At 68.4% G+C, this 24,284-nt stretch carries 26 protein-coding genes and 1 tRNA gene; 17 read left to right on the forward strand and 10 right to left on the reverse strand.

Going from position 1 to position 24,284, the window contains the following annotated elements; all coding sequences use genetic code 11:
- Positions 1–109: 109 nt before the first annotated feature.
- The 3 genes from MRBLWH12_RS08755 to MRBLWH12_RS08765 are packed head-to-tail and all read left to right on the forward strand — an operon-like array spanning position 110 to position 3,799.
- Entirely contained in the window at positions 110–385 is a 276-nt protein-coding gene (locus tag MRBLWH12_RS08755; protein ID WP_341973941.1) for a multidrug ABC transporter ATPase, read from the forward strand.
- Positions 386–395: 10 nt separating this feature from the next.
- Positions 396–2,099 carry a helicase-associated domain-containing protein gene (locus MRBLWH12_RS08760; protein WP_363548256.1) on the forward strand — a complete coding sequence of 568 codons (1,704 nt, stop codon included), beginning with the start codon at positions 396–398 and terminating at the stop codon, positions 2,097–2,099.
- Between the two features lie 59 nt (positions 2,100–2,158).
- Positions 2,159–3,799, forward strand: coding sequence for a DNA repair helicase XPB (locus MRBLWH12_RS08765; protein ID WP_341973938.1), 1,641 nt, complete (start codon positions 2,159–2,161; stop codon positions 3,797–3,799).
- Here MRBLWH12_RS08765 and MRBLWH12_RS08770 read toward each other — a convergent pair whose 3' ends face one another.
- Positions 3,800–4,711 (reverse strand): alpha/beta fold hydrolase, encoded by a 912-nt coding sequence (locus MRBLWH12_RS08770; protein WP_363548258.1) that lies wholly within the window; start codon positions 4,709–4,711, stop codon positions 3,800–3,802.
- A 107-nt stretch (positions 4,712–4,818) separates the two neighbouring features.
- Between MRBLWH12_RS08770 and MRBLWH12_RS08775 the strand changes: the two genes are divergently transcribed.
- From MRBLWH12_RS08775 to MRBLWH12_RS08790, 4 genes are all read left to right on the forward strand, one after another.
- Positions 4,819–5,355 (forward strand): TetR/AcrR family transcriptional regulator, encoded by a 537-nt coding sequence (locus MRBLWH12_RS08775; protein WP_363548260.1) that lies wholly within the window; start codon positions 4,819–4,821, stop codon positions 5,353–5,355.
- A gap of 57 nt (positions 5,356–5,412) precedes the next feature.
- Entirely contained in the window at positions 5,413–6,105 is a 693-nt protein-coding gene (locus tag MRBLWH12_RS08780) for a response regulator transcription factor (RefSeq protein WP_341973935.1), read from the forward strand.
- A gap of 82 nt (positions 6,106–6,187) precedes the next feature.
- Positions 6,188–7,870, forward strand: a complete 1,683-nt coding sequence (locus MRBLWH12_RS08785) for a sensor histidine kinase (RefSeq protein ID WP_341973934.1) — start codon at positions 6,188–6,190, stop codon at positions 7,868–7,870.
- Between the two features lie 125 nt (positions 7,871–7,995).
- On the forward strand, positions 7,996–8,283 hold the full coding sequence (locus MRBLWH12_RS08790; protein WP_341973933.1) for a WXG100 family type VII secretion target: 288 nt from the start codon (positions 7,996–7,998) through the stop codon (positions 8,281–8,283).
- Positions 8,284–8,352: 69 nt separating this feature from the next.
- Here the strand turns inward: MRBLWH12_RS08790 and groL are convergent, their stop codons facing one another.
- The 4 genes from groL to MRBLWH12_RS08810 all read right to left on the reverse strand — a co-directional run bounded on the left by groL (position 8,353) and on the right by MRBLWH12_RS08810 (position 11,984).
- Positions 8,353–9,972, reverse strand: coding sequence for a chaperonin GroEL (gene groL, locus MRBLWH12_RS08795; RefSeq protein WP_341973932.1), 1,620 nt, complete (start codon positions 9,970–9,972; stop codon positions 8,353–8,355).
- A 111-nt stretch (positions 9,973–10,083) separates the two neighbouring features.
- Positions 10,084–10,650, reverse strand: a complete 567-nt coding sequence (locus tag MRBLWH12_RS08800; RefSeq protein WP_363548263.1) for a LytR C-terminal domain-containing protein — start codon at positions 10,648–10,650, stop codon at positions 10,084–10,086.
- A gap of 74 nt (positions 10,651–10,724) precedes the next feature.
- The gene (locus tag MRBLWH12_RS08805) at positions 10,725–10,982 is read right to left on the reverse strand and encodes a DUF3263 domain-containing protein (protein WP_341973929.1); all 258 of its coding nucleotides are present in this window, start codon (positions 10,980–10,982) and stop codon (positions 10,725–10,727) included.
- 9 nt (positions 10,983–10,991) lie between these two features.
- On the reverse strand, positions 10,992–11,984 hold the full coding sequence (locus MRBLWH12_RS08810) for a DUF2332 domain-containing protein (protein WP_363548266.1): 993 nt from the start codon (positions 11,982–11,984) through the stop codon (positions 10,992–10,994).
- Positions 11,985–12,055: 71 nt separating this feature from the next.
- On the opposite strand from MRBLWH12_RS08810, the gene msrB reads away from it, so the two are divergent.
- Both msrB and MRBLWH12_RS08820 read left to right on the forward strand, forming a co-directional pair.
- A complete protein-coding gene (gene msrB / locus MRBLWH12_RS08815; protein WP_341973927.1) occupies positions 12,056–12,460 on the forward strand; it encodes a peptide-methionine (R)-S-oxide reductase MsrB in 405 nt (134 codons plus the stop codon).
- Positions 12,457–13,008, forward strand: coding sequence for a nitroreductase family protein (locus MRBLWH12_RS08820; protein ID WP_363548268.1), 552 nt, complete (start codon positions 12,457–12,459; stop codon positions 13,006–13,008). The genes msrB and MRBLWH12_RS08820 overlap by 4 nt, the downstream gene beginning before the upstream one ends.
- Positions 13,009–13,033: 25 nt before the next feature.
- On the opposite strand, the gene MRBLWH12_RS08825 is transcribed toward MRBLWH12_RS08820, so the two are convergent.
- Positions 13,034–13,948, reverse strand: coding sequence for a DMT family transporter (locus MRBLWH12_RS08825; RefSeq protein WP_363551333.1), 915 nt, complete (start codon positions 13,946–13,948; stop codon positions 13,034–13,036).
- Between the two features lie 80 nt (positions 13,949–14,028).
- Here MRBLWH12_RS08825 and MRBLWH12_RS08830 point away from each other — a divergent pair, with 80 nt between their 5' ends.
- From MRBLWH12_RS08830 to MRBLWH12_RS08855, 6 genes are all read left to right on the forward strand, one after another.
- A complete protein-coding gene (locus MRBLWH12_RS08830) occupies positions 14,029–14,682 on the forward strand; it encodes an SOS response-associated peptidase family protein (RefSeq protein ID WP_363548270.1) in 654 nt (217 codons plus the stop codon).
- 5 nt (positions 14,683–14,687) lie between these two features.
- Positions 14,688–15,071 (forward strand): MmcQ/YjbR family DNA-binding protein, encoded by a 384-nt coding sequence (locus tag MRBLWH12_RS08835; protein WP_363548272.1) that lies wholly within the window; start codon positions 14,688–14,690, stop codon positions 15,069–15,071.
- An 88-nt stretch (positions 15,072–15,159) separates the two neighbouring features.
- Entirely contained in the window at positions 15,160–16,104 is a 945-nt protein-coding gene (locus MRBLWH12_RS08840) for an ABC transporter ATP-binding protein (protein WP_341973922.1), read from the forward strand.
- Positions 16,101–16,916 (forward strand): ABC transporter permease, encoded by an 816-nt coding sequence (locus tag MRBLWH12_RS08845; RefSeq protein WP_363548274.1) that lies wholly within the window; start codon positions 16,101–16,103, stop codon positions 16,914–16,916. Before MRBLWH12_RS08840 ends, MRBLWH12_RS08845 begins: the two co-directional genes overlap by 4 nt.
- Positions 16,917–16,925: 9 nt before the next feature.
- On the forward strand, positions 16,926–18,206 hold the full coding sequence (locus tag MRBLWH12_RS08850; protein WP_363548276.1) for a sensor histidine kinase: 1,281 nt from the start codon (positions 16,926–16,928) through the stop codon (positions 18,204–18,206).
- Positions 18,199–18,894, forward strand: coding sequence for a response regulator transcription factor (locus MRBLWH12_RS08855; RefSeq protein ID WP_363548278.1), 696 nt, complete (start codon positions 18,199–18,201; stop codon positions 18,892–18,894). The genes MRBLWH12_RS08850 and MRBLWH12_RS08855 overlap by 8 nt, the downstream gene beginning before the upstream one ends.
- A 23-nt stretch (positions 18,895–18,917) precedes the next feature.
- Here MRBLWH12_RS08855 and MRBLWH12_RS08860 read toward each other — a convergent pair whose 3' ends face one another.
- The 3 genes from MRBLWH12_RS08860 to MRBLWH12_RS08870 form a co-directional block, all read right to left on the reverse strand.
- Positions 18,918–19,769, reverse strand: coding sequence for a transposase (locus MRBLWH12_RS08860; RefSeq protein WP_363548280.1), 852 nt, complete (start codon positions 19,767–19,769; stop codon positions 18,918–18,920).
- A 27-nt stretch (positions 19,770–19,796) separates the two neighbouring features.
- Positions 19,797–19,869: transfer RNA gene (locus MRBLWH12_RS08865), tRNA-Thr, on the reverse strand.
- A gap of 73 nt (positions 19,870–19,942) precedes the next feature.
- Entirely contained in the window at positions 19,943–20,902 is a 960-nt protein-coding gene (locus MRBLWH12_RS08870; protein ID WP_363548282.1) for a DsbA family protein, read from the reverse strand.
- 228 nt (positions 20,903–21,130) lie between these two features.
- Here MRBLWH12_RS08870 and MRBLWH12_RS08875 point away from each other — a divergent pair, with 228 nt between their 5' ends.
- Both MRBLWH12_RS08875 and MRBLWH12_RS08880 read left to right on the forward strand, forming a co-directional pair.
- Positions 21,131–22,246 (forward strand): ABC transporter ATP-binding protein, encoded by a 1,116-nt coding sequence (locus MRBLWH12_RS08875; protein WP_341973915.1) that lies wholly within the window; start codon positions 21,131–21,133, stop codon positions 22,244–22,246.
- Between the two features lie 70 nt (positions 22,247–22,316).
- Positions 22,317–23,624: a DUF4032 domain-containing protein gene (locus MRBLWH12_RS08880; RefSeq protein WP_363548284.1), complete on the forward strand. Its 1,308-nt coding sequence runs from the start codon at positions 22,317–22,319 to the stop codon at positions 23,622–23,624.
- Here MRBLWH12_RS08880 and MRBLWH12_RS08885 read toward each other — a convergent pair.
- Entirely contained in the window at positions 23,621–24,262 is a 642-nt protein-coding gene (locus MRBLWH12_RS08885; RefSeq protein WP_363548286.1) for an NAD(P)-dependent oxidoreductase, read from the reverse strand. The two genes, MRBLWH12_RS08880 and MRBLWH12_RS08885, sit on opposite strands and share 4 nt — an antisense overlap.
- Between the last annotated feature and the right edge of the window lie 22 nt (positions 24,263–24,284).

Consider the following 24,284-nt stretch of genomic DNA (forward strand, 5'->3'; position numbering starts at 1 on the left):
GGAAGAACCTCGCTATAGAAATCGAACAGAAGGCGCGCCGAGACGCATCCACCCTCAGCCTACCGGTCACGGCGGAACCCAGCACCGCAGTGCGGGTAGGCTGAGGAAGATGAGCACGCACAGTTCCGGACCGGATGTTCCGGTCCGTCAGGTCGACCGGATCCTGGCGTTCAGCGCGCTCGGGCTTGCCGCCGCATCCGTGCTCTGCTTCTTCGCGATCATCATCGGCAGCGCCGTCGGCATGGATCAGGCCGCGTTCGGCGAAGGCCTCTGGCCGCTCGTCGCCGGCATCCCGCTCTGGGGTCTTCCGGTCGCCTTCGTGATGATCATCGCGCTGCTCGTGATGAGCTTCATACGCAAGGGACGCGCGGCTTCGCGGTCCTGAGGCACTCCATATGAGCACTCACGCGCGCCCGCTTGCTGATTGGCTGGCCGCGGCGAGCGATGCGGAGCTTGCTGATCTCTTCGCCGCGCGCGGCATCCGAGCGGATGCCCCATGGCATGACTTCTTCGACGCCGCCGAGGCGCTGCTCGAGCCCACGTCACTGGCACGGATGCTGCCTCAGCTGACCCTGCGCGAGGCCACCGGGCTGCGGAGTGCGGCTGACGGTGTCGACGCCGGCGCGGAGCGCGCAGGGTTGACGGCACTGGCGCTGCTCCGTCCGGACGGGACTCCGTACCCGCCTGTTCTCGCGGTCGTCGCGGGCCTGCAGATCCCCACGGACGCCGGCGGAGATCCGCCGACACTGGCTTCGGCCGAGAATGCCGCGCATGCGGCCGAGCGCGCGTTCACAACGGTCACCTCGCTGGCCGATCTGCTGCTCCACGCGCGAGAGACCCCTCTGGCATTGCTCGCCACCGGCGGGATCAGCGCCGGCGAGAAGCGTCTGCTGGCGGAAGCCGGGGTGCCTGCGGAGTCCATCGACGCCCTGCTGGGGATCGCCGTCGACGCAGATCTGGTCCGCGCCGACGGGCGAAAGCTCCGCGTCTCCGCGGATACCGAGCATTGGCTGCACGCCGGCGTCGGCGACCGCTGGGGACGCCTGGCGATGGGGTTCCTCCGCGCGCTGCCACGGGGGCTCCGCCGGGATGCCGCCGGTTGGCCCGATCTCTCCGTCTGGCCGAACGCGCATCCGTGGGATCCGACCTGGCCCGATCGCTGCGCGGTACTGCTCGAGCGCGCCCGGCTCCTCGGCCTGATCGCCGACGACGGCAGCGAACCCGAATGGACCGTACCGCTGCGCGAACGCGGAGAGGTCGACGCCGAGGCGTTGACCGGCGTGCTCCCCGCCGAGGTCGACCGCATCTTCCTGCAGAACGATCTCAGCGCGATCGCCCCCGGCCCGCTCGCGCCCGCACTCGACGTGCGCCTGCGCACGATCGCCGCCAGAGAATCGGCGGCACAGGCGTCGTCGTACCGTTTCACCGTCGAATCGATCGCTCATGCGCTGGCCTCCGGCGAGACCGAGGATTCGATCCTCGAGTTCCTCGGATCGCTCTCGCTCACCGGTATCCCGCAGCCTCTGAGCTATCTCATCGTGCAGACCGCTCAGCGCCACGGCCTGGTGCGAGTATCGGCCGATGTCGCAACCGGGCGCACGCGCATCGACAGCGTCGACGGTCATCTGATCGACGCGATGGCCGTCGACCAGACCCTGCGACCCCTGGCTCTCAGCAGGGTCGGCGCATCTCTGGCCTCTCGCGTCGGGCGCGACACCGTCTACTGGGCACTCACGGACGCCCGTTACCCCGCGACGCTCGTCGGCGCGGACGGGACCGTCCTGACGGCCGACAGGCATCCGGCGACGACGGGACCCGTCGCCGTCATCGCGGATTATTCGCCGCTGCTTGCTCGATTGCGCGCGCAGCAGGGACCGGATGCCGACGCCGCCTGGCTCGACCGAGAGCTGGAGGCGGCCGTCCGCGCCAAGGCCGTCCTGCAGGTGACCGTCGGCATGCCCGACGGGTCGACACGGGACCTGCTGTTGGAAGCCACCGGACTGGGCGGCGGACGCCTGCGCGGACGCGACCGTGCCGCCGATGTCGAGCGGACGTTGCCGGTCTCCAGCATCCGCGCGGCTTTCGTCGTCGAGCAGTGAACCACCCGTCGAGTGCAGGGCCGACCCCGTGACTCGAAGCCGCGATAGACTGGTCAGCTATGTCTGATGGCCCCCTGATCGTCCAGAGCGATCGCACCGTGCTTCTCGAAGTCGCCCACGCCGAGGCCGAGAGCGCCCGCCACGAACTGGCGATCTTCGCCGAGCTCGAGCGTGCCCCCGAGCACATCCACACATATCGCATCACCCGCCTCGGCCTGTGGAATGCCCGCGCTGCCGGTCACACCGCCGAGGACATGCTGGAGACGCTCGACCGCTGGTCCCGCTTCCCCGTGCCGCCGTCGGTGGCCGTCGACCTCCGCGAGACCGTCAACCGATACGGGCGGCTCGTCATCGAGCGCGACGAGGAGGGCACGCTCATCCTGCGCTCCTCCGACCCGGCCGTGCTCACCCAGATCGCGAACAACAGGCGCATCCAGCCGCTGCTGATCGGACATCCGACCCCGGACACCTTCGTCGTCGACGCGTGGGCGCGCGGCCAGATCAAGCAAGAGCTTCTGAAGATCGGCTGGCCGGCCGAGGACCTTGCGGGATACACGCCGGGGACACCGCATCCGATCGAGCTCACCGAAGACGGTTGGCAGATCCGCCCATACCAGCAGGATGCGGTCGATGCGTTCAGCAAGGACGGCTCGGGGGTCGTGGTGCTCCCCTGCGGCGCCGGCAAGACGATCGTCGGCGCCGGTGCGATGGCCGCGACGAAGACCACCACGCTCATCCTGGTGACCAACACCGTCTCAGCGCGTCAGTGGCGCGACGAGCTGCTCAAGCGCACGAGCCTCACCCCTGAAGAGATCGGTGAGTATTCCGGCCAGGCCAAAGAGGTCAAGCCGGTCACGATCGCGACGTACCAGATCCTCACGGCGAAGCGGAAGGGCGAGTACGCCCACCTCGCACTTCTGGATGCCCTGGACTGGGGTCTCATCGTGTACGACGAGGTGCATCTGCTGCCGGCCCCGGTCTTCAAGCTCACCGCCGACCTGCAGGCCCGCCGCCGGGTCGGCCTCACGGCGACCCTGGTGCGCGAGGACGGCCGCGAGGGCGATGTCTTCAGCCTGATCGGGCCGAAGCGATTCGATGCCCCATGGAAGCAGATCGAGGCCCAGGGGTTCATCTCCCCCGCGGCCTGCTACGAGGTGCGAGTCGACCTGCCGCCGAGCGACCGCCTGGAGTACGCGGCAGCAACCGACGACGAGCGCTATCGGCTCGCGGCATCGGCCCCGGCGAAGATCGATGCCGTGAAGGAACTGATCGCGAAGCATCCTGGCGAGCGCATCCTCGTGATCGGGCAGTACCTGGATCAGCTGGAGACGCTCTCCGAATCGCTGAACGCCCCATCGATCACTGGCGCGACCCCGATCGACGAGCGCGAGGAACTGTACCGTCAGTTCCGCGAGGGCGAGATCTCGCTGCTCGTGGTGTCGAAGGTCGCGAACTTCTCGATCGATCTGCCGGAGGCGTCCGTCGCCATCCAGGTGTCCGGTTCGTTCGGATCCCGCCAGGAGGAGGCCCAGCGCCTCGGTCGCCTGCTGCGCCCGAAGCAGTCGGGACACACCGCGAGCTTCTACACGCTGGTGGCCAGGGACACGATCGATCAGGACTACGCGCAGAACCGTCAGAGGTTCCTCGCCGAGCAGGGCTACAGCTACACGATCATGGATGCGGACGCGCTGGCGGCCTGATCAGGCCGCTCTGTCCCCGCGCTCGAACCAGTCCAACGCGAGTTCGGAGATCTCGGCCGGAGCGTCGTCGGTGACGAAGTGGGCCGCGTCTTCGACGAAGGCGAGTTCGAAGTGCTCGGCGCGCCGTTCGTGGTCACGGCAGATCCTGCGGACGAGCGTCTCGGTGAACGGACCGTCGTGCCGCCCGAACACGGCGAGCGTCGGCGGCTGCAACCGCATTCTCTTGTACGTGCCCCGCGCGAGGCGGAGCACCTCGGGAATGATCATTCCGCGGTACAGCGCCCGCACGGCGCGGCTCACCTCAGGCCGCTGCTGCACGCGCAGGTAGGCGTCGACGGTGGCGCCGCTCATCGGGTGCGCGACGTATCGGGGACCGAACAGCCAGCCCAGCGACTGGCCCTCGCGGTGCATGAGCATCCGCGGCATGTGCGCGAACGCGGGCAGGAGCCGGGGTGTGAACGCCATAAACCCCGGTGGCACCGCGATCTGCACGGCTGTGCGCACCCGCTCGGGGTGCGCGTAGGCGAACTGACCTGCGACGACCGCGCCCAGGTCGTGGCTGATCAGGTGGGCCCTTTCGATCCCCAGGGCGTCGAGCAGCGACTCCAGGTCGTGCCGGATAGAGTCGCGCTCGAAACCGGGGTCGTCGGCCTCGGACCACCCGGAACCACGCAGATCGGGACAGATCACGCGGTACCCCCGAGCGGCGATCGTCGGGGCGATCAGCCGCCATTGCCACCAGTGCTGCGGGAAACCGTGCAGCAGCACGACGGCGTCTCCTCCGCCGATGGCGGCGACGTGCGTGCGCAGCCCCGGCGTCGCGACCACCGTATGCGTGAACCCGTCCGCGTCGGGCAACGGGGGCGACCACGTCCCTCGGAGGGATCCCTGCGGGAATGCCGGTGTGTCCATGACGAGACCTCCGCGTCTGCACGTCCGGGTCGGATCGGCCCTGAGCACAGAATACTACGTTCATAGTAGATTTGCCACTAGTTTCATAGTGCGCATAGTCTCGGACCGTGAGCAGCACTCGAGAGCGCGCACTGGATGCCGCGGTGACCCTCGTCGGAACCGAAGGAGTGCGCGCGCTCACCCATGGACGCGTGGATGCCGCCGCGTCCCTCCCACCCGGATCGACCTCGAATCACTTCCGCACCCGCGCGGCACTGCTCGCCGGCGTGATCGAGTGGATGGCCGTACAGGAGCGAGCGGACGCCGGCATCCCGGAGATCCACAGTCGGGAGCAGCTCATCGGCGCACTGACGCGGATGATCGAAGCCCAATCCGGGCCGCTCGCGGCCAGGACGCGTGCGCGTTACGCCCTGTTCCTCGAAGCCGATGAAGACGCCGCCGGCCCATTGAGGGCGCAGCGTGCGGGCATGGAGCAGTGGGTGCGCGGCATCCTCCACGAACTCGGAGGCGAGGCCGCAGCGGCGCATACCGCCTTCCTGATGGCGACCGGCGACGGGCTCCTGCTGCACCGCATCACCGTGGATCCGGAGGCGCCGATCGAGGCGGCGATCACGCAGGCCGTCACCGCCGCGCTACGTGCATGAACCGCCGCTCCGGCAGATAATCAGCCCGCTCATCACGGAAGTCACCATAATGGGGACATGACAGCAGCGCGCATCCTGGTCGTCGATGACGAACCCAACATCCGCGACCTCCTCTCGACCGGACTGAGCTTCGCCGGATTCTCGGTGAAGACGGTCGCCAACGGCGCCGCCACCATCTCGGCGGTGCTGGAGGAGGAACCCGACCTCATCATCCTCGACGTGATGCTGCCGGACATGAACGGCTTCAGCGTCACCAAGCGCCTTCGCGGCGCCGGTTTCACCGCGCCGATCCTCTTCCTCACCGCCAAGGACGGCACCGACGACAAGATCGAAGGTCTGAATGCCGGCGGCGACGACTACGTCACGAAGCCGTTCAGCCTCGACGAGATCGTGGCGAGGGCGCAGGCGATCCTGCGGCGCACCATGCAGGCCGATGAGGAGTCGATCATCCGCGCCGGCGAGCTTTCGATGGACCAGGACACGCATGATGTCCACGTCGGCAAGGAACCGATCGAGCTGAGTCCGACCGAGTTCAAGCTGCTGCGCTACCTGATGCTCAACCCGAACAGGGTGCTCTCCAAGGCCCAGATCCTCGATCACGTCTGGGAGTACGACTTCAACGGCGACGCCGGCATCGTGGAGAGCTACATCTCCTACCTTCGCCGCAAGATCGACCCGCACACCGAGGAGTCGCTCATCCAGACCAAGCGCGGCTTCGGCTACATGCTGAAGGTCGGCAAGTCGGGCTGACTCGACCCGCACCCATCGCCGCTCTGTCAGTGGCCCCATCGCCGCCTCTGGTGGCCGCCGACGTCGCATACGGGAGGACCGCATGGCACACCAGCCGGACGCGGTCACCCACTGGTGGCGCCGCATCAGCCTGCGGGCGAAAGTCACCGGAGTCACCGTCGCAGTGCTCGCCCTCGGCCTGCTCCTTGCGGGAATCGGAACGGTGCCGATGCTGCGCAACTCCCTCATCGAGAACATCGACGCCCAGCTGCCTTCCCTGGTCTCCAGCGATATCACCGGCCGCTACTTCGACGTCGTCACCACCGACGGCCAGACCAGCTACACGCAGCTGGAGACACCACGCGACTTCTCCTTCGCCGTCTACGACCACGAAGGACGTCTGGCGGCAACGGCGGGGAACGGCCCCTCGCCGAACTTCCCCACGAAGTACTCCCTGCAGCGCGCCACGGCAGACCTGGACCGCAAGTTCACGCTCACGGGAGACGGGGGCAGCTCGTTCCGCGCCGCGGTCGCCGTGGTGCAGGGTGACGACGGCCCCCTTCGCGTACAGCTCGTCGCGATGCCGCTGGACGAAGTGGACCGGATCATCGGACAGTACTTCGGCATCTACACGACCGTCGCACTGATCACCATCTTCCTCGCAGCGCTGCTCACGCGAGGGCTGGTGACCCTCACGTTCCGCCGACTCGGCCAGGTGGAATCGACGGCGATGTCGATCGCCGCCGGTGATTTCAGCCAGCGTCTCACCGATCTCGAGCCGACGACGGAAGTCGGCCGGCTCAACGCCGCGATCAACACCATGCTCGACCGCGTCGACGGCTCGCTCGCCCAACGGGATCGCACGGTGCGGCACATGCGCCGCTTCATCGGAGACGCCAGCCACGAGCTGCGCACACCGCTCGTCAGCGTCCGCGGCTATGCCGAGCTGTACCGGATGGGCGCGATCCGCGGCGACGAGGACACCGCGCGCGCCATGGAGCGCATCGAGAAGGAGGCCATCCGGATGGGCGTGCTCGTCGAGGATCTCCTCGCACTCGCCCGACTGGACGAGGAGCGCGAACCGGAGATCGAAGCCCTCGATCTCCGGCCGATCGCCCGCGACGCCGCCCTGGATCTGCGTGCAGCCGCCCCAGGGCGGACGGTCACGGTGGTCGACCTCACGGGGAAGGCGGCATCCGCACCACCGACGTACACCGTCACGGTGCGCCCGGACGCGCACTCGGCAGCACCTCGCGGGCTCGCCGGCGCCACCCTCGCCCGGCTCCGCAGGAAACCGCGCGGCTCCGCCGATGCGGTGCCGGCGATCGATTTCACCGAGTCGGCCGACCTTCCCGTGCGCACGCCGCCGATCGTGCTCGGCGAGGAGAACAAGGTGCGCCAGGTGGTGACCAACCTGCTCGGCAACGCTCGCCGGTTCTCCCCCGAGGACGGCCCGATCGAGATCGTCGTCGACACGGATCGCGTGCGCGGGACCGGCAGCATCGCGGTCGTCGATCACGGCGAAGGCATTCCCCCGCAGATTCGCGAGCAGATCTTCGAGCGGTTCTGGCGGGCTGACACCTCGCGTGCCAGAGAGACCGGTGGCGCCGGCCTGGGCCTGGCGATCGTCGCATCGATCGTCAAGGCGCTGCATGGTTCGGTCGCCGTCTCCGAGACGGCAGGCGGCGGCGCCACCTTCACGGTCACCCTGCCTCTGGCGCCGGCCAGAGCGACGCCCGCGCACCTGATGGAGGACACGCAGCCGCTGGACCGGCTCGACCTGTAGCGCACTCCTCCTGCACCGTTTCTCGAACCCGCGGGTTGCACACAGACCGTGGAGATCGCCCCATTACCCGTGGGGACGGCGGGCGATCGACGAATAGGTTCAGAACTCCATCGAGAGGAGTTCCCATGTCCGTCTTCACCGTCGACACCGAAGCCGTGCAGGCCGCGAACAGCGCGGCCCACGCCACCATGGCGCGCCTGCAGGGCGAGTCCACCACCCTGATGGCTCAGCTCGGGCAGCTGCAGTCATCGTGGACCGGCAGCGCATCGGCCGCTTTCCAGACCTGCAGCGAGCAGTGGCGCGGCGCGCAGCTGCACGTCGAGCAGGTTCTGGAGTCGATCGGCACGGCCCTCGGCGCTGCCGCGATGCAGTACGCCGACGCCGACCAGTACTCGGCCAGCCTGTTCCGCTGATCCCCCGCCGCGGAACGCAGAAACGCCCCGGCCGAGAGGCCGGGGCGTTTCTGTGCGAGGAAGCGGGACTCAGAAGTCCATGCCGCCCGACGGGTCACCCATCGGAGCGCCGGCCTTCTCAGGCTTGTCGGCGACGACGACCTCGGTGGTGAGGAAGAGAGCCGCGATCGAGGCTGCGTTCTGCAGCGCCGAGCGGGTCACCTTGGCGGGGTCGATGATGCCCTGTGCGAACAGGTCACCGTACTCGCCGGTCGCAGCGTTGAGGCCGTGACCTGCAGGCAGGCCGGCGACCTTGTTCGCGACGACGCCCGGCTCGAGCCCGGCGTTCAGCGCGATCTGCTTGAGCGGAGCCTCGATGGCGACGCGGACGATGTTGGCACCGGTCGCCTCGTCACCCGTGAGCTCGAGCGTGGCCAGAGCCTTGGTGCCGGCCTGGATCAGCGCGACGCCACCACCGGGGACGATGCCCTCTTCGACGGCAGCCTTCGCGTTGCGAACGGCGTCCTCGATGCGGTGCTTGCGCTCCTTGAGCTCGACCTCGGTTGCCGCTCCCGCCTTGATGACGGCGACGCCACCTGCGAGCTTGGCGAGACGCTCCTGGAGCTTCTCGCGGTCGTAGTCGCTGTCGGTGTTCTCGATCTCGCGACGGATCTGCGTGACCCGACCCTCGATCTGGTCAGCTTCGCCGGCACCCTCGATGATGGTCGTCTCGTCCTTGGTGACGATGACCTTGCGAGCGCGACCCAGCAGGTCGAGCGTGGCGCTCTCCAGCTTGAGGCCGACCTCTTCGGTGATGACCTGGGCGCCGGTGAGGATCGCGATGTCCTGCAGCTGCGCCTTGCGGCGGTCGCCGAAGCCGGGAGCCTTGACGGCGACCGACTTGAAGATGCCCTTGAGCTTGTTCAGCACCAGAGTCGCGAGAGCCTCACCCTCGACGTCCTCGGCGATGATGACGAGCTCCTTGCCGTCCTGGATCACCTTGTCGACGATGGGCAGAAGGTCCTTGATGCTGGAGATCTTCTGGTTCGCGATCAGGATGTACGCGTCCTCGAAGACCGCCTCCTGGCGCTCCGGGTCGGTGACGAAGTACGGGTTCAGGTAGCCCTTGTCGAAGCGCATGCCCTCGGTGAGCTCGAGCTCGGTGCCGAAGGTCTGCGACTCCTCGACGGTGACGACACCCTCCTTGCCGACCTTGTCGATCGCCTCGGCGATGAGCTCGCCGATCGCGGGGTCAGCGGCGGAGATGGACGCCGTGGCGGCGATCTGCTCCTTCGACTCGATCTCCTTGGCGCTGGAGAGCAGTTCCGCGGTGATCGCGGCGACGGCCTTCTCGATGCCGCGCTTGAGCGAGATCGGGTCAGCGCCGGCTGCGACGTTGCGCAGGCCCTCGCGGACGAGCGCCTGAGCGAGAACGGTCGCGGTGGTGGTTCCGTCACCTGCGACGTCGTCGGTCTTCTTGGCGACCTCCTTGACGAGCTCCGCACCGATCTTCTCGAACGGGTCGTCCAGCTCGATCTCCTTGGCGATGGACACGCCGTCGTTCGTGATCGTGGGGGCGCCCCACTTCTTCTCAAGCACGACGTTGCGGCCGCGCGGGCCGAGGGTCACCTTGACAGCGTCGGCGAGGATGTTCAGGCCACGCTCGAGGCCGCGGCGGGCCTCCTCATCGAAAGCGATGATCTTTGCCATGAGTTTTGTCGTCCCTCCTGGACGTAGACGTTGGGTTTAGCACTCAGACTGAGAGAGTGCTAACGCCATTCTGGCACTCGACCCCTTCGAGTGCAAGCTGCGTGGAGGGTGCTACTCCGCAGGAGTCTCGGGCGGCGTCGTCGAACGGTCCAGCCCGATCACGACGGCCAGCTGCTTCTGGTCCGTCTCATTGAGCCCTGCGTAGACATCGCTCTGCTGCACCTCGGCGCCGCCGAGCAGACCGGCTAGTCCGATCGCCGCGAGCTCGTCGTCGTCTGCGACGTAGTAGACCGTGGTCGTGGGGAAATCCTGGCTGTCGCTGTCAGTCGCGTAGACGACGTCCGCGGCCCACCCGCTGTTCAGCAGCGTCTCCCGCATCTGCGTGGCCAGACCCTCCTCCGGGGTCGCGTTGAGAATCATCACCGAATAGGTCGTGTCGACGATCCCGGTCTCCACCGGGGTCGGTGCGACGCTCGGCTCAGCCTCGGGGAAGAGGGTGATGCGGCCCATCATGACCAGGGCGACGAAGATGCCGCCGATGATGAGCACCAGTGCGGCGACGAACGACCACAGCAGCACGACCCATCCGTTCATGCCCGGGGCTTCGGCACGGTGTGCTCCGACGCGTCCGGAGGTACGGGGAACGTCGTCGAAGCGATCTCGAGTGGGCTGGGGCACCCCTCGATGTTAGCGGCACCCGTCTGCGAATCCGCATCGGGCAGGGCTCGTCCGATCGGGCGAAGCCTCCGCGTTCAGCTCACGAAACCCGGAATCCGGGCCGCACGACGGGAGGCGCGCGAGTCGCGGATGCGGCGCAGCCGCCGGACCAGCATCGGATCGTATTCCAGCGCGACATCGGAATCGATCAGTCGCGTGAGCAGCTGGTAGTACCGTGCAGCGCTCATCCCGAGCTGCGTGCGGATGACCTCTTCCTTCGCACCACCGTGTCGCGGCCACGCGGCCTCGAGCGCGAGGATCGCGCGGTCGCGCTCCGTCAGGTCTCCGAGCATGGCTCCAGGCTAGGACGAATCCGCGGCGTGGCCCGCGCGCCACTCCCACCAGCGGCCCAACGGGTCGGCGGACGCCCGGACCGCGGCGTCGAGGGCGACGACGAAGCCGGGCCAGGTGTCGGCGTCGACGGGAGGCTCCCAGACGTCGAGCAGGCCGGGAGGATCGATCGTTACCCATCTCGCAGGCAGCCGACGGATGTCCTGGACGAGCGCGAGCCGGTCGGCACGCGGGATGTGCACGAGCACGCCGGGCGTGCTGATCACCAGCGTCGCCCCCGCCGGGGCTTCATCGGCGAGCGCACGCAGCCGCTCCCCGGCGTCGCCGGCGACCAGGAGCGGCGGATCGGACGCAGCGATGTCGAGGGCGGCCGCGATCCGCTCTTCACGCCCCTCCTCCCCCGGCCAGACCAGCCCTCGGAGCCACCGTCGATCACGATCGTCGCGGGCGTCCAGCGGCGCAAGATCGATGCCGGCACGCCAGACGATCTCCGGCATCCGCAGTGTCGGAAGCGCGCCGGTCACCGTACTCTCCAGCACCACGGAAGACGGACCGTCCTCCGGGTTGAGCGCCGCGCGGAGCGATCCGTCCTCGGCGGTAAAGCGGTAGGAGTACCGGTCCGGATACAGGCAGAGCCCGGCCGCCGCACCCAACTCGAGCAGCGCGATGGGGCCGGGGATCTCCGACAGCACCGGCAGCAATGCCGCGAGACGCAGCGGCTCATTGGTTTGGAGCTGCCTGCGCCCGCATTCCGCGACGATCTCCTCGGCGTGGTCGAGGGCGAAGGCGCGCCAGGCCGGATAGCCGGTGAGTGCGGCGCCGAGCATCCGCGTGACCGCGAAGACCAGGGGAGGCTGGCGTCGCGTCTCGGGGATCCGCGCGAGGAGGGTCTGCAGCTCCGCATCGTCGGCGACACCGGACGCCCACTCCGCGTACAACTCGCTCCGGCCCGGCGCCTCCTCCTGCGCGAACCGCAGGTAGCGAAGTCGCACCGCATCCGTCATGGTTCCATTCTCCCGCGCGTGGCCCGCCACGATCGCAGACGCGAGAGAATAGAGGGGACACAGGAGGACTCATGCCGTACAGCGTGGACAAGACCGAAGACGAGTGGCGCCGAGAGCTCGGCGACCAGCAGTACGCGGTGCTGCGTCAGGCCGCGACGGAACGCGCCTGGACGGGCGAGCTGCTCGACGAGAAGCGCTCAGGCCTCTACACCTGCGGCGCGTGCGGTGCGGAGCTGTTCAAGAGCGGCACCAAGTTCGACTCCGGATGCGGCTGGCCGAGTTTCTACGAGTCGATCAGGCCGGAGGCGGTCGAGCTCATCGAGGACGCGACGCTCGGCATGGTGCGCACCGAGGTGCGCTGCGCGAACTGCGGGTCGCACCTCGGGCACGTGTTCCCCGATGGGTTCGGCACACCGACCGGCGACCGCTACTGCATGAACTCGATCGCGATGAACTTCACTCCGGACGAGTCGTGAGTGTTCTCGATGCCGTTCGGACAAGACAGTCCTGGTCGAAGGTCACCGGCGATGCGCCGTCGCGCGAGGAGCTGCTGACGTTCGTCGCTGCTGCCGGACGCGTCGCCGACCACTCGTCGCTGCGCCCGTGGCGCCTGATCGAACTGCGTGGTGCCGATCGCGAGGTGCTGGCCGCGGCGATCGCGAAGGCCGAAGGCGACAAGTCGCCGTCGTCGAAGCCGCTGCGTGCGCCGCTGCTGATCGCCGTCGTCGCCAGTTACCGCAAGAGCAGCAAGGTGCCCCGCTGGGAGCAGGAGGCCGTCGCCTCCGGTGTCGCGCACATGCTGAGCCTGCTGCTGGACGATGCAGGTTGGGGCGTCTTCTGGCGCACCGGTCACTCCACACGATCGAAGGCGGTCGCGAAGGCGCACGGCCTGTCGAAGGATGAGGAACTGCTCGGCTGGCTCTACGTCGGCGGCAAGCCTGCGGGCAAGAAGGCAGGACGACGCAAGCCCGTCGACGCGCGGCGACTCGTCTCCCGGATGCCGAAGAAGTCCAAGAAGAAGTAGGTTCGGGCTCCTCGCGGAACCTCGATCAACGGCGGCGACGGCGCCACGGAACGGCGACGACCACGGATGCCACGGCGACGACCACCATGGCGATGAGCTGCCACGGCTCTGGCCCGGAGACGGCGGGCCAGAGCAGGTCGATCACCACCGACGTCGTGAGCTGCCCGAGCACCGAGCCGAGCCCCATCAAGAGCACGCCGGTCTGGCCGACGATGAACGCGCCGAGCAGGATGTAGGCGAACCCGAGGAAACCGCCGAGATACAGCCAGGGCTCCGCCGGAAGAGCATCCGGCAGTCCGCGGATGGACACGCTGACCGACGCCGCCAGGGCGAGCGCGACTGTCCCCGCGATGAAACTCGTCAGGGTCGCGGCCATCGGAGACTGCACACGCTGGGCGAGGCGCCCGTTGGTCGCTGCCTGCCAGGCGATCCCGACGCCCGCGGCGAAGGGCAGCAGCAGCATCCACAGCGGAGCGGTCGCGAGCACGTCGCCGCTGAGCGAGATCCCGACCGCGGCGAGCGCGAGCGCCCCGCCGAGAACCCGTCCGGGAGTGACGGCGACGACGCCGGCCGGCCCGAAGCCGATCCGATCGAGGATCAATCCGTGCAGGGTCTGCCCGGCGACCACGCCGACCGTGAACAGCGACACCCCGAGAACTCCTGCGGTGAGGCCCTGGGTGGAGACGGTGAGAGCGCCGCAGGCGCCGCCGAGCAGCATCCAGAACGGGATCCTCCGCTCGCGTACACCACTCCACAGCCGTGCCACGCCGGCCCTCGCCGAAGGGATGAACGGAATGACGGCGATCAACACGATGAGACCGACGGTGAAGGAGACGAGCCCTGCGACGATTCCGTCATCGACCCGGACGCCGAGAACGCCGTTGATGCGCGCCTGAATGGCCGTCATCGCACCGATCGCGACGGCTCCGCCGAGAGCCACCGGGGCGGCCAGCACGCGCTTCTCGGTCACGCATCGACCCTACCCGAGCGCGTGTCGGAGGTCGGCGCTACCCTATGTGCATGTGCGCGAGCTACGGCCTGGATCCCCGGTTCACCGATGCGGAACTCATTGCTGAAGCTGACGAGGATATCCTCGAAGGGCTTCGCACCTGGGCCGCGGAGAATGCCGGCGAGACGTTGAGACCGACGGGCAAGAACCTCCGGAACCTCAATCCGATCCTCGTCGATGCCGACGGCGAGATCACGGTGGCGCCCGCATGGTGGGGCTTCTTGATCGACGGAGCCCCCTCGCGGTTCCCCTCGATCAACACCCGCTCCGAACGACTTCAGGAACGCCCGGGGAGCCTGCGGTCGCGTGCGATCGTTCCGGCGACCGGCTGGTACGAGATGAAGAAGCCCGAGCGGGTGTGGCACGAGTTCGGCCTCGGGGGCGGCGCCCTCTTCGGCATGGCCGCCGTCACGCAGCGCGGACGCACCGCCGACGGCGAATGGTTCACCTGCTATTCGGTCGTCATGCGCCCGGCGCCCGAACACCTGGCGAGCATCCACGACCGGATGCCCGTGCTGATCCCGACGCCGTTCGCGCGCGACTGGCTGTCGGCGCAGGGTGATCGCGAGCTCATCGACGAGGCGCTGCTGGCCGCGGCATCCCTCGATGAGCGCGTGACCGCGGTGCCGCGCACCGACGACAAGGGAACGGAGCGGCTCTTCTGAGCGCCTTGGATGCTGCAGAGCTGATCGCCCTCGCCTCGGCGCGCGCCGAAGAACTCCCCGGATCCGAGCGGGAGAACCCCTTCGGGCCCGAATGGGACGTCTACAAGGTGCGAGGCCGGGTCTTCCTGCTGGCACCGCTGGACGGCACCGGCCGAGTGACTCTCAAATCCCACCCCGACGATGCCGTGGCACTGCGTGAGACATTCGCCGACATCGTCCCCGGGTACCACATGAACAAGAAGCACTGGATCACGCTGACGCCGGGGACCACACTCGAGGCCGACCTGATCGCCGAACTCGTGACCGAGTCGTACCTTCTCGTGGTGGAGAATCTCCCGCGCAGGCTGCGTCCGGTGGATCCTGCCCTCTTCGGGCGCCCGCCGGCCTGACAGTCCCCGCCACGAAAACCCGCACGGCGCAGAGAGACGGTACCTGCGGAGGATGCGGTGGACGGATGAGGCCTCCTAGCGTGGAAGCATGATCACAGCAGAAGGCCTCACGAAGCGGTTCGGAGACAAGACCGCCGTCCAGGACGTGTCGTTCACCGTCCGACCGGGGAGCGTCACCGGCTTCCTCGGCCCGAACGGTGCGGGGAAGTCCACCACCATGCGCCTGATCGTCGGCCTCGACCGGCCGACCGCCGGACGCGCCACGATCGGCGGCCGGGAGTACCGCAAGCTGCGCGCCCCCCTCACCGAGGTCGGTGTGCTCCTCGACGCGAAAGCCGTGCACACCGGCCGCACCGCGCGGAACCACCTTCGTGCGATGGCGGCGACCCACGGCATCTCCGCATCCCGCGTCGACGAGGTCATCGACCTCGCCGGCATCACATCGGTGGGCAACAAGCGCGCGGGCAAATTCTCGCTCGGCATGGGTCAGCGCCTCGGCATCGCCGCTGCCCTCCTCGGCGATCCGCACACGCTGATCCTCGACGAGCCGGTGAACGGCCTCGATCCCGAAGGTGTGCTGTGGGTGCGCCATTTCGTGCGGCACGCCGCCTCCGAGGGACGCACTGTCCTGCTCTCCAGCCACCTGATGAGCGAGATGGCGCAGACAGCCGATCACGTGATCGTGATGGGTCGCGGCCGAGTGCTCGCGGACGCACCGCTTGACCAACTGGTGCGCGATTGGACCCGCAGCACCGTGCGCGTGCGCACCCCCCGTACCGGCGACCTCGCCGCAGCGGTGAACGGCGCCGACGTCGAGGTCGTCAGCGTCGAGCCCGATCTGCTCGAGATCGTGGGCCTCACCGCCGCGCGCATCGGCGATCTCGCCGCGGATCGCGGCATCCCGCTGCATGAGCTGACACCGACCAGCGGCTCCCTGGAGGACGCGTATCTCGCGCTCACCGGGGATGCCGTCGAATACCGCACCCGCACCGCGTCGGAAGCCGGCGCCCCGCTCGAGGAGGTCGTGGCATGACCGCCGCAGTCCAGCTCACCCGTTCCAGCCACGTCGCGGCCGACCGTCACAGCGTGACCTTCGTCCGCCTGGTGCGGTCGGAGTGGATCAAGATCGCCACGCTCCGCTCCACCTGGTGGTCGATCGCGATCACCGGTGTCCTCACGGTCGGCATCGCCGCCCTCATCGCGGCTTCAGCCGATGTGCCCGGGTTCGACGCGATCCAAGCCGTCGTCAGCCCCATCCAGTTCACGATGCTGCTCGCCGGGATCCTCGGCGCGATCTCCGTCACCGGCGAGTACTCGACCGGCATGATCCGCTCCACGCTCACCGCCAATCCGGTGCGCGGAGCCGCCCTCGCGGCCAAGGCCGTCGTGATCGCCGCGTTCCTGTTCATCGCGTCGCTCGTCATCTTCACGATCGCCGCGTTCGTCGTGACCGCTGTCGGCGCCCCGAACGACGTCGTGCTCGATTGGTCCTCCCCGGAGGCGACGATCCTTCCGATCATCGTCGCTTCGCTGGCGATGGCCGTGTTCGCTCTCATCGGCGTCGGATTCGGGTACATGCTGCGCTCCGGAGCCGGTGCGATCGCCGCGACCGTCGGCGTGCTGTTCGTGCTCCCCATCGTCGCCAGCATGTTCTCCTTCGGCGGGGAGAGCTGGGCGTGGATCCTCGACCTCGCGAACTACCTCCCGATGGTCGCCGCGCAGAGCGCCATCCTCCCCGGTGAGGGTGCGGCGCTCGAAACTCCGGTGGCCTACCTGACTCTCGCCGGCTGGGTCGCCGCCAGCATGATCGGCGCCTGGGCGTCGCTGCGCACCCGCGACGCGTAGAGTCTCGTCGTGACCTCCCCGCGCAGCCGCAGCGACTCGATCCGTGAGGACGAGGAGCTGCGGCTGCCGCGTACGCCCGGAGTGTTCCGCCGATTCTGGGCGCGGCATCCGCGCCTCGCTGACATCCTCATCGCCCTGTTCTGCCTGATCGGGCATATCGGACCGGTCGGTTTCCTGGTGCGTGAGACACCCATCCCGGCGCCCTTCGTGATGGCGGCAGTGCTGGTCGCGGCGAATGCGACGCTGCTGCTGCGACGCTCGCGACCGCTGATTCCTCTCATCGCGGCATTCGTGGCAGAAGCGATCCTGCTCCCGCTCGAATTGGCCGGCGGATCGCCCCTGATCATCGCCGCCTGCTATTCGATGGCCGTGTACGTGTCGAACCGGGCCGCGTGGACGTCGCTCGGCATCGGTCTCGGGTTGCTCTCCGTGTACGCGGCGGTCCTTGTGCTCACCGGCGGCCTCGCGTTCCAGAGCGCCATCAACAGCCTGCTGGCGACGATCGTCCTCGGCCTGATCGGCACGCTGTTCGGCGCCAATGTCGGCGAACGCAAGCGATACCTCGCCGCGCTCATCGAGCGCTCTCGCCAACTCCTGGTGGAGCGTGACCAGCAGGCACTGCTCGCCGCGGCTGCCGAACGCGCCCGTATCGCACGCGAGATGCACGACATCGTTTCGCACTCGCTCACGGTGATCGTGGCGCTCTCGGAGGGCGCGGCCGCGACGCCGGATGTCGAACGCGCCAGGGGTGCCGCCGCCGCGACGGCAGCGACCGCACGAACTGCACTCGCCGAGATGCGCGCGATGCTGGGTGTGCTCCGCGACGACTCCACCGGAGCCTCTTCGCTGCCCCTCGCTCCGATGCAGGCGCCGTCGCCCCTCGAGACCGTGTCGGCAGCGCAGCGCGCCGGATACCCGGTGACGCTCAGCGTGTCCGGGGCGGCGTCCGATGAGTCCACTCTTTCTCACGCCATCTCCCGGATCGTGCAGGAAGGCGTCACGAACGCGATGCGCCATGCGCGCCACGCGACCAGGATCGACGTGCGCGTCGTGCACACCGAGGAAGAGGTGTCGATCGAGGTCACCAACGACGGCGTCTCCCCCGCTGAGGGCGAAGCGGGCTTCGGGCTGCACGGACTATCCGAACGCGTCGCGCATGCGGGGGGTCGAATCGAGTTCGGACCGACCGATGGTGGAGGATGGCGACTGCGGGCCACCCTGCCTGCCCGGAACCCCGTACAGAAACCCGCGCAGGGCAAACCCGCGCAGAGCAGGAGCGCCGATGTCTGAGCCGATCCGAGTTCTGCTCGTCGACGACCAGGAACTCATCCGAGTGGGATTCCGTATGGTGCTGGAAGCCGAGCCTGACATCGTCGTGGTCGGGGAGGCCGGTGACGGCAACGCGGCCATCGCGGAGGCCGCGCTGCTGCAGCCGGATGTCGTGCTGATGGACATCCGGATGCCGGGGCTGGACGGAATCGCTGCGACCGAGGCGATCGTGCGAGAGCATCCGGCCAGCCGCGTGCTGGTGCTGACCACGTTCGACCTCGACGAGTACGCCTTCGGGGCGATCCACGCCGGAGCCAGCGGATTCCTCCTGAAGGATGCCCAGCGTCACGAACTGACCTCCGCTGTGCGGGCGGTGCACCGCGGCGACGCAGCCCTGTCGCCGCGGATCACACGCATGTTGCTGGAACACGTATCGCCGAGGCTGGGGACGGCAACGGCGACAGCAGACGTCGGCGACGATCCCGTCACCGAATCGCTCACCGAAAGGGAGCGGGAGGTGTTCCTGGCGATCGCACGCGGGATGACCAACGCCGAGATCGGCGAGACCCTCTACGTCAGCGAATCCACCGTGAAGACGCATGTCGGGCGGGTGCTGACCAAGCTCGGCGCGCGCGATCGCATCCACGCCGTCATCCTCGCCCACCGTCTGGGCTACGTCGGCGACGAGGCGATGCCGCCGTCCGAGTAGACCTCGACGGTGTTCGCCGCGCCCTACAGGTGCTCGAGGGCCTTGCGGGCGTCCTCGATCGCGCGCTCGGCTGATGCGAGGCGCTCCTGCACGATCCCCTGTTGCTCTTCGGCGCGGGCCATCTCTGCTCCCGCGTTCTCGATCTGGGCGCGCACGCGTGCGAGTTCGGCCTCGAGCTCGGCCGCCCGTGCCGAAAGTTGCGCGGCGCGCCGTGCGGTGTCGCGGACATCGCGGTCGGCCTTCCCCTGGTCGCGTTCGGCGCTGGCCAGTTCCCGCTCGGCCGTATGAACCGCCTGCTCGGCCTGCCTGCGTTCCCGACGCGCTCGAACCTCATCCACCGGCACCGGCGGAGCGGGAGGCGAGTCCGGGAGTCCCCCGGCGACCGAAGCGGCCAGATCGATGGGACTGGACGGCTCCAGTTCGCGGATGAGCCGACCGGATGCGGCGGCACGCGCCGCATCCGGGTCGAAGAAGGCGGCGGTGATCGTCTGGCGGATGGCGTCCAGAGTGCTGGCGGAGATCTGCGCTCCGCGCGTCGTGGCCAGTTCCGCCGCCCGCTCTGCGAGCCGCCCGGTGAGTGCGCGCCGTTGGCGCCCCAGCGCCGCCAGGGTGGGCGCATCGAGGTCCGCCTGCGCCTCTCGCAGCTCCTCTGCGAGCTGGAGGGCTTCGCCGAGTTCACTCGCACGCTCCCGTGCGAAGACGTTGACCGCCCAGGCGGCGATCGACGGCTTCCGGAGTGCGCGCACCTGGGTGGCGAGATCGTGATCGCCGATCTCTGCGGCACGAGAGTTCCGCGCCGTGGTGAAGTCGGCGGGCGGAGCGGAGTAGAGCTCGGCCGCGATCTCCGCGAGTGCTGCTCCGGTCTCGATCTCCATCGCTCCGCTCCTGCCACGAGACGTCAGAGCCGACTACGGGATTCGAACCCGTGACATCCTGTTTACAAGACAGGTGCTCTACCAGCTGAGCTAAGTCGGCGAGCGGCGCGCTGGGCCGTTGCGTCACCGAGTCTACGACAAGCGACGCGGACCGAGCCGCCAGGGCCCACGCTCTACGGCGCGGGGGTTTCCGTCGGGGCCGGGCTTCCCGTGGCGTTCGGCGCCGGTGTCGGCGTCGCGTAGTAGGCATCGCTGGCGACGGTGAGGATGAACTGCGAGAACTCGGCCGGATCCTTGAGGGCGCCGACATAGGCCTCACCGTTCGCGACGACCATCGGCGCCGAGGTGAGCACGAGATCGTCCGACCCGGCGAGGGGGCCTTCGAGCGCCCGAGCCGTCGCGTCCTTCGCCCAGGTCAGGAAGTCCTGCTGTTCGATGCAGGAGCGCACAGCCTTGGCGTTGTCGACTCCGACAGCGCCCGCGAGGTCGGCGAGCTCGACGTCGGAGAGCCCGTCGCTGTCCACTTCGGGCTGGTCGTTGAGCAGGTCGTGATTGAACGCGTAGAACTGCTCCGGGGAATGCGTGGCCACGCACGCCGCGGCGGCCGCAGCACGCAGGGAGTACTTCGTGCCGTTCGAGCTCGCGGTGAGCAGCGACACCGGGTGATAGGTCACCGTCACGGCGCCCTCCGAGATCCAGCTCGCCAGCTGGCGGGCGTTGGCGCGCTCGAACTCGCCCGCACCGGGCGACAGGTAGTCGACGTAGATGTGGATGTCGACCTGTCCGGAGGTGGACGGCTCGGGCGTCGGGGTCTCGGTCTGCCCTGCCTCGTCCGGCGCGGGTGTTGGCGAGGCTGCCGCGTCGGATGCTCCGGCGGCGTTGATCTCGGTGACGGCTACGCCGTCGCCGTCCATGCCGGTCGGCGTCAGCTGCGGCTTGCTCACCGTGGAGTTCACGGCCATCGCGACGGCGGTTCCGATCGCACCGACGGCGACGAGCGCGACGGCACCGATGATGATCCGTCGCATCATGCGCGCCCTGCTCTGCTGCGCGTGCACTTGCTGTGCCTTCTCCCGCACGGCCTCGCGCGAGTTGCGCGGCGTGGGGACGTTCGGCGTTTCGTCGCTCGACATCGTTCCTCTTGAAGTCTCGTGGGGGCGGGACCCCGATCGCCGTACGGGGCGGCGATCGCCGCGCGTAGGCGGCCGGTTTCGATGTTAACCAGGCTGGCTGGGAAATACCCAGGTGCGCCGTTTCATGCAATACTGATCGCGACCCAAAGAAGGGTCCCGGTGGGTCACTCCACCGCTTCCATCACAACGGATCGTCCGGCACGTACCTGCCGGTGAGGAGAAACAATAATGGCATCTGTAACATTCGACGACGCGACCCGCCTGTACCCCGGCGGCACCCGTCCCGCAGTCGACAAGCTGAACCTCGAGGTCGGAGACGGCGAGTTCCTCGTCCTGGTCGGCCCCTCCGGTTGCGGTAAGTCCACGTCGCTCCGCATGCTCGCGGGCCTTGAAGAGGTCAACGCGGGTCGCATCCTCATCGGCGACCGCGACGTCACCGACGTGCCGCCGAAGGACCGCGACATCGCGATGGTCTTCCAGAACTACGCGCTGTACCCGCACATGACGGTCGCCGAAAACATGGGCTTCGCGCTCAAGATCGCCGGCGTCAACAAGGACGAGCGGGCCACCCGCGTTCTCGAGGCTGCGAAGCTCCTCGACCTCGAGGACTACCTGACGCGCAAGCCGAAGGCGCTCTCCGGTGGTCAGCGTCAGCGCGTCGCCATGGGCCGTGCCATCGTCCGCCAGCCGCAGGTCTTCCTCATGGATGAGCCGCTGTCGAACCTCGACGCCAAGCTCCGCGTGCAGACCCGCACGCAGATCGCGTCGCTGCAGCGCCGCCTCGGCGTCACCACCGTCTACGTCACGCACGACCAGACCGAGGCGCTCACGATGGGTGACCGCATCGCGGTCCTCAAGGACGGTCTCCTCCAGCAGGTCGGCACGCCCCGTGACCTGTACGAGAAGCCGAACAACGTCTTCGTCGCCGGCTTCATCGGCTCGCCCGCGATGAACCTGTTCAGCGCCGACCTCGCCGAAGGCGGCGTCCGGTTCGGAACCGAGGTCGTTCCGCTCGAGCGCGACACCGTCGGCCGTGCACACGGCAGCCAGGTCACCGTCGGCGTGCGTCCCGAGGACATCGTCGTCGGACCAGCAGACGGCAAGGGCCTGTCCGTCGTCGTCGATCTCGTCGAGGAGCTCGGCGCAGACGGCTACCTCTACGGACACACCGAGATCAACGGCAAGCGCGCCGACCTCGTCGCACGCGTCGACGGCCGCAGCCACCCGAACGCCGGCGAGACGGTCACGCTCGCGGCGTCCGCTGGTCACGTGCACGCGTTCGACATCGAGTCGGGCGAGCGCCTGAACGACAAGCCGGTCATCTCGTCGTCTTCGGCTTCCTGAATTCCACACCCCTCGCGGCGCGGGCGACCCTCGGGTCGTCCGCGCCGCGTCGTTTCACCCCGGAGAGCACATGCAGGATGCACTGAGGATCACCGCCAGCACCGTCGACCCCGGACTGCTATCGCTGCCCTGGTCGATCACCTTGGCGAAATGGCCCTCGGAGCACATCGTTTCTCTCCCGAAGGGTCTCTCGCGTCATCTGGTGCGCTTCGCGGATCTGTCCGGGCGGGTCATCGCCGTCAAGGAGACGACGGCGGAGATGGCGCAGCGCGAGTACGACATGCTCGGCAATCTCGGACGCCTCGACGTGCCGTGCGTGAGTCGCGTCGCGGTGATCGCCGGGCGGACGGATACGGCGGGCGAACCTCTCCCCGCGGCCCTGGTCACCTCGCATCTCCGTTTCTCGATGCCGTACCGTGCGCTGTTCACCCGCGTGCTCCGCCCAGACACCGCCACCCGCCTCGTCGATGCCCTCGCGCTGCTCCTGGTCCGGCTGCACAACGTCGGCTTCTACTGGGGAGACGTCTCGCTGTCGAACACCCTATTCCGACGCGACGCGGGCGCATTCGCCGCCTACCTGGTCGATGCCGAGACCGGAGAGCTGCACGAGGAAGGTCTCACCGACGGGCAGCGCGCGTACGATCTGGACATCGCCAGGACGAACATCGCCGGCGAGATCATGGACCTGGCTGCCGGCGGCCGTCTCGAGCACGGCGTCGATGCCGTCGCGATCGCCGATGGCCTCGTGTCGTCGTACCGCTCGCTCTGGGCGGCACTCACCGCCGGTGAGTCGTTCGCCGCCGCCGAGACGTGGCGGATCACCGAGCGGGTGGAGCGCCTCAACGCTCTCGGTTTCGACATCGACGAGATGTCGATGTCGACGACTGCGGATGGCACTCTCGTCGAGATCCAGCCGAAGGTGGTGGATGCCGGGCACCACCAGCGCCGCTTGATCCGGCTCACCGGACTCGACGTCGAGGAGAACCAGGCCCGTCGACTGCTGAACGATCTGGACGAGTTCCGTGCCCGCTCGACCAAGCAGTGGGTGGACGAGGAGATGTACGCGCACGAGTGGCTGACGCGCGTGTTCGAGCCGGTCGTGCGCGCGATCCCGTACGAGCTACGGGCGAAGCTGGAGCCGGCCGAGGTGTTTCACCAGGTGCTGGAGCACCGGTGGTACCTCTCCCAGGCGCAGGGCCGCGCCGTGCCCCTGGCCGAAGTGCTGACGAGCTACATCAACGATGTGCTGCGGCACCGTCGCGACGAGGCCACGATCATGGGGCCGCCGACCGAGACCATGAGCCTCCCGGTCATCACCGGTGCGACGCCGGTGTCCGGCGACGACGAGGACGACGTCGACTGGCGCGATCTCGTCTAGTAGCCGACGGTGAACCGCCCGCGGCGGTGCTTCGGCTGCTCGATCTCATCGACGACTGCGATCGCGAAGTCCGCTCCCGAGATGAACGACTGGCCCTCGGCGTCGCGGACGATCACGTCGCCACCGTCGCGGTAGCGCCCGGTTCGCTCACCCTCGGCCCACGGTCCGAACACCTCGGCCGGATGGATGAAGAACCAGTCCAGCCCGGCATCCGCCCCTTCCAGCAGTGCGAGCGAGTCGATACCTACCTGAGCCTCGTGCTTGTACTCCTCGGGGAAACCCTGGTCGAAGAGCCGAGGGCCACCAGGCGCGACAAGGCTGCCACCGGCGCCGCCGACCACACCGAGCCGGGTGGCTGTGCCGGTGAACCTCGTGATCAGGCTGGAGACCACACCGAGCATCTCGTGCTCCATGTCACCGCGCGGCGAGAGAGACGAGACGACCGCATCCGCCCCGTCGAAGACGTCGCCGAGCGAGGCGAGATCGAGTACGGATCCCTGAACGCTCAGGGCGCCGTCGACCGGGTCCGACGGCGTCGACCGGGAGACCGAGATCACCTCATGCCCTCGACTCACCGCCTCGGAGACGATGTGGCGGCCGGCGTAGCCGGTTCCTCCGAGGACGACGATGCGAGCCATGCGGTTTCCTTTCGGGAGGGTG

Origin of the sequence: Microbacterium sp. LWH12-1.2 (genome assembly GCF_040675825.1) — a bacterium.
In the GTDB taxonomy this organism is placed as follows: domain Bacteria; phylum Actinomycetota; class Actinomycetes; order Actinomycetales; family Microbacteriaceae; genus Microbacterium.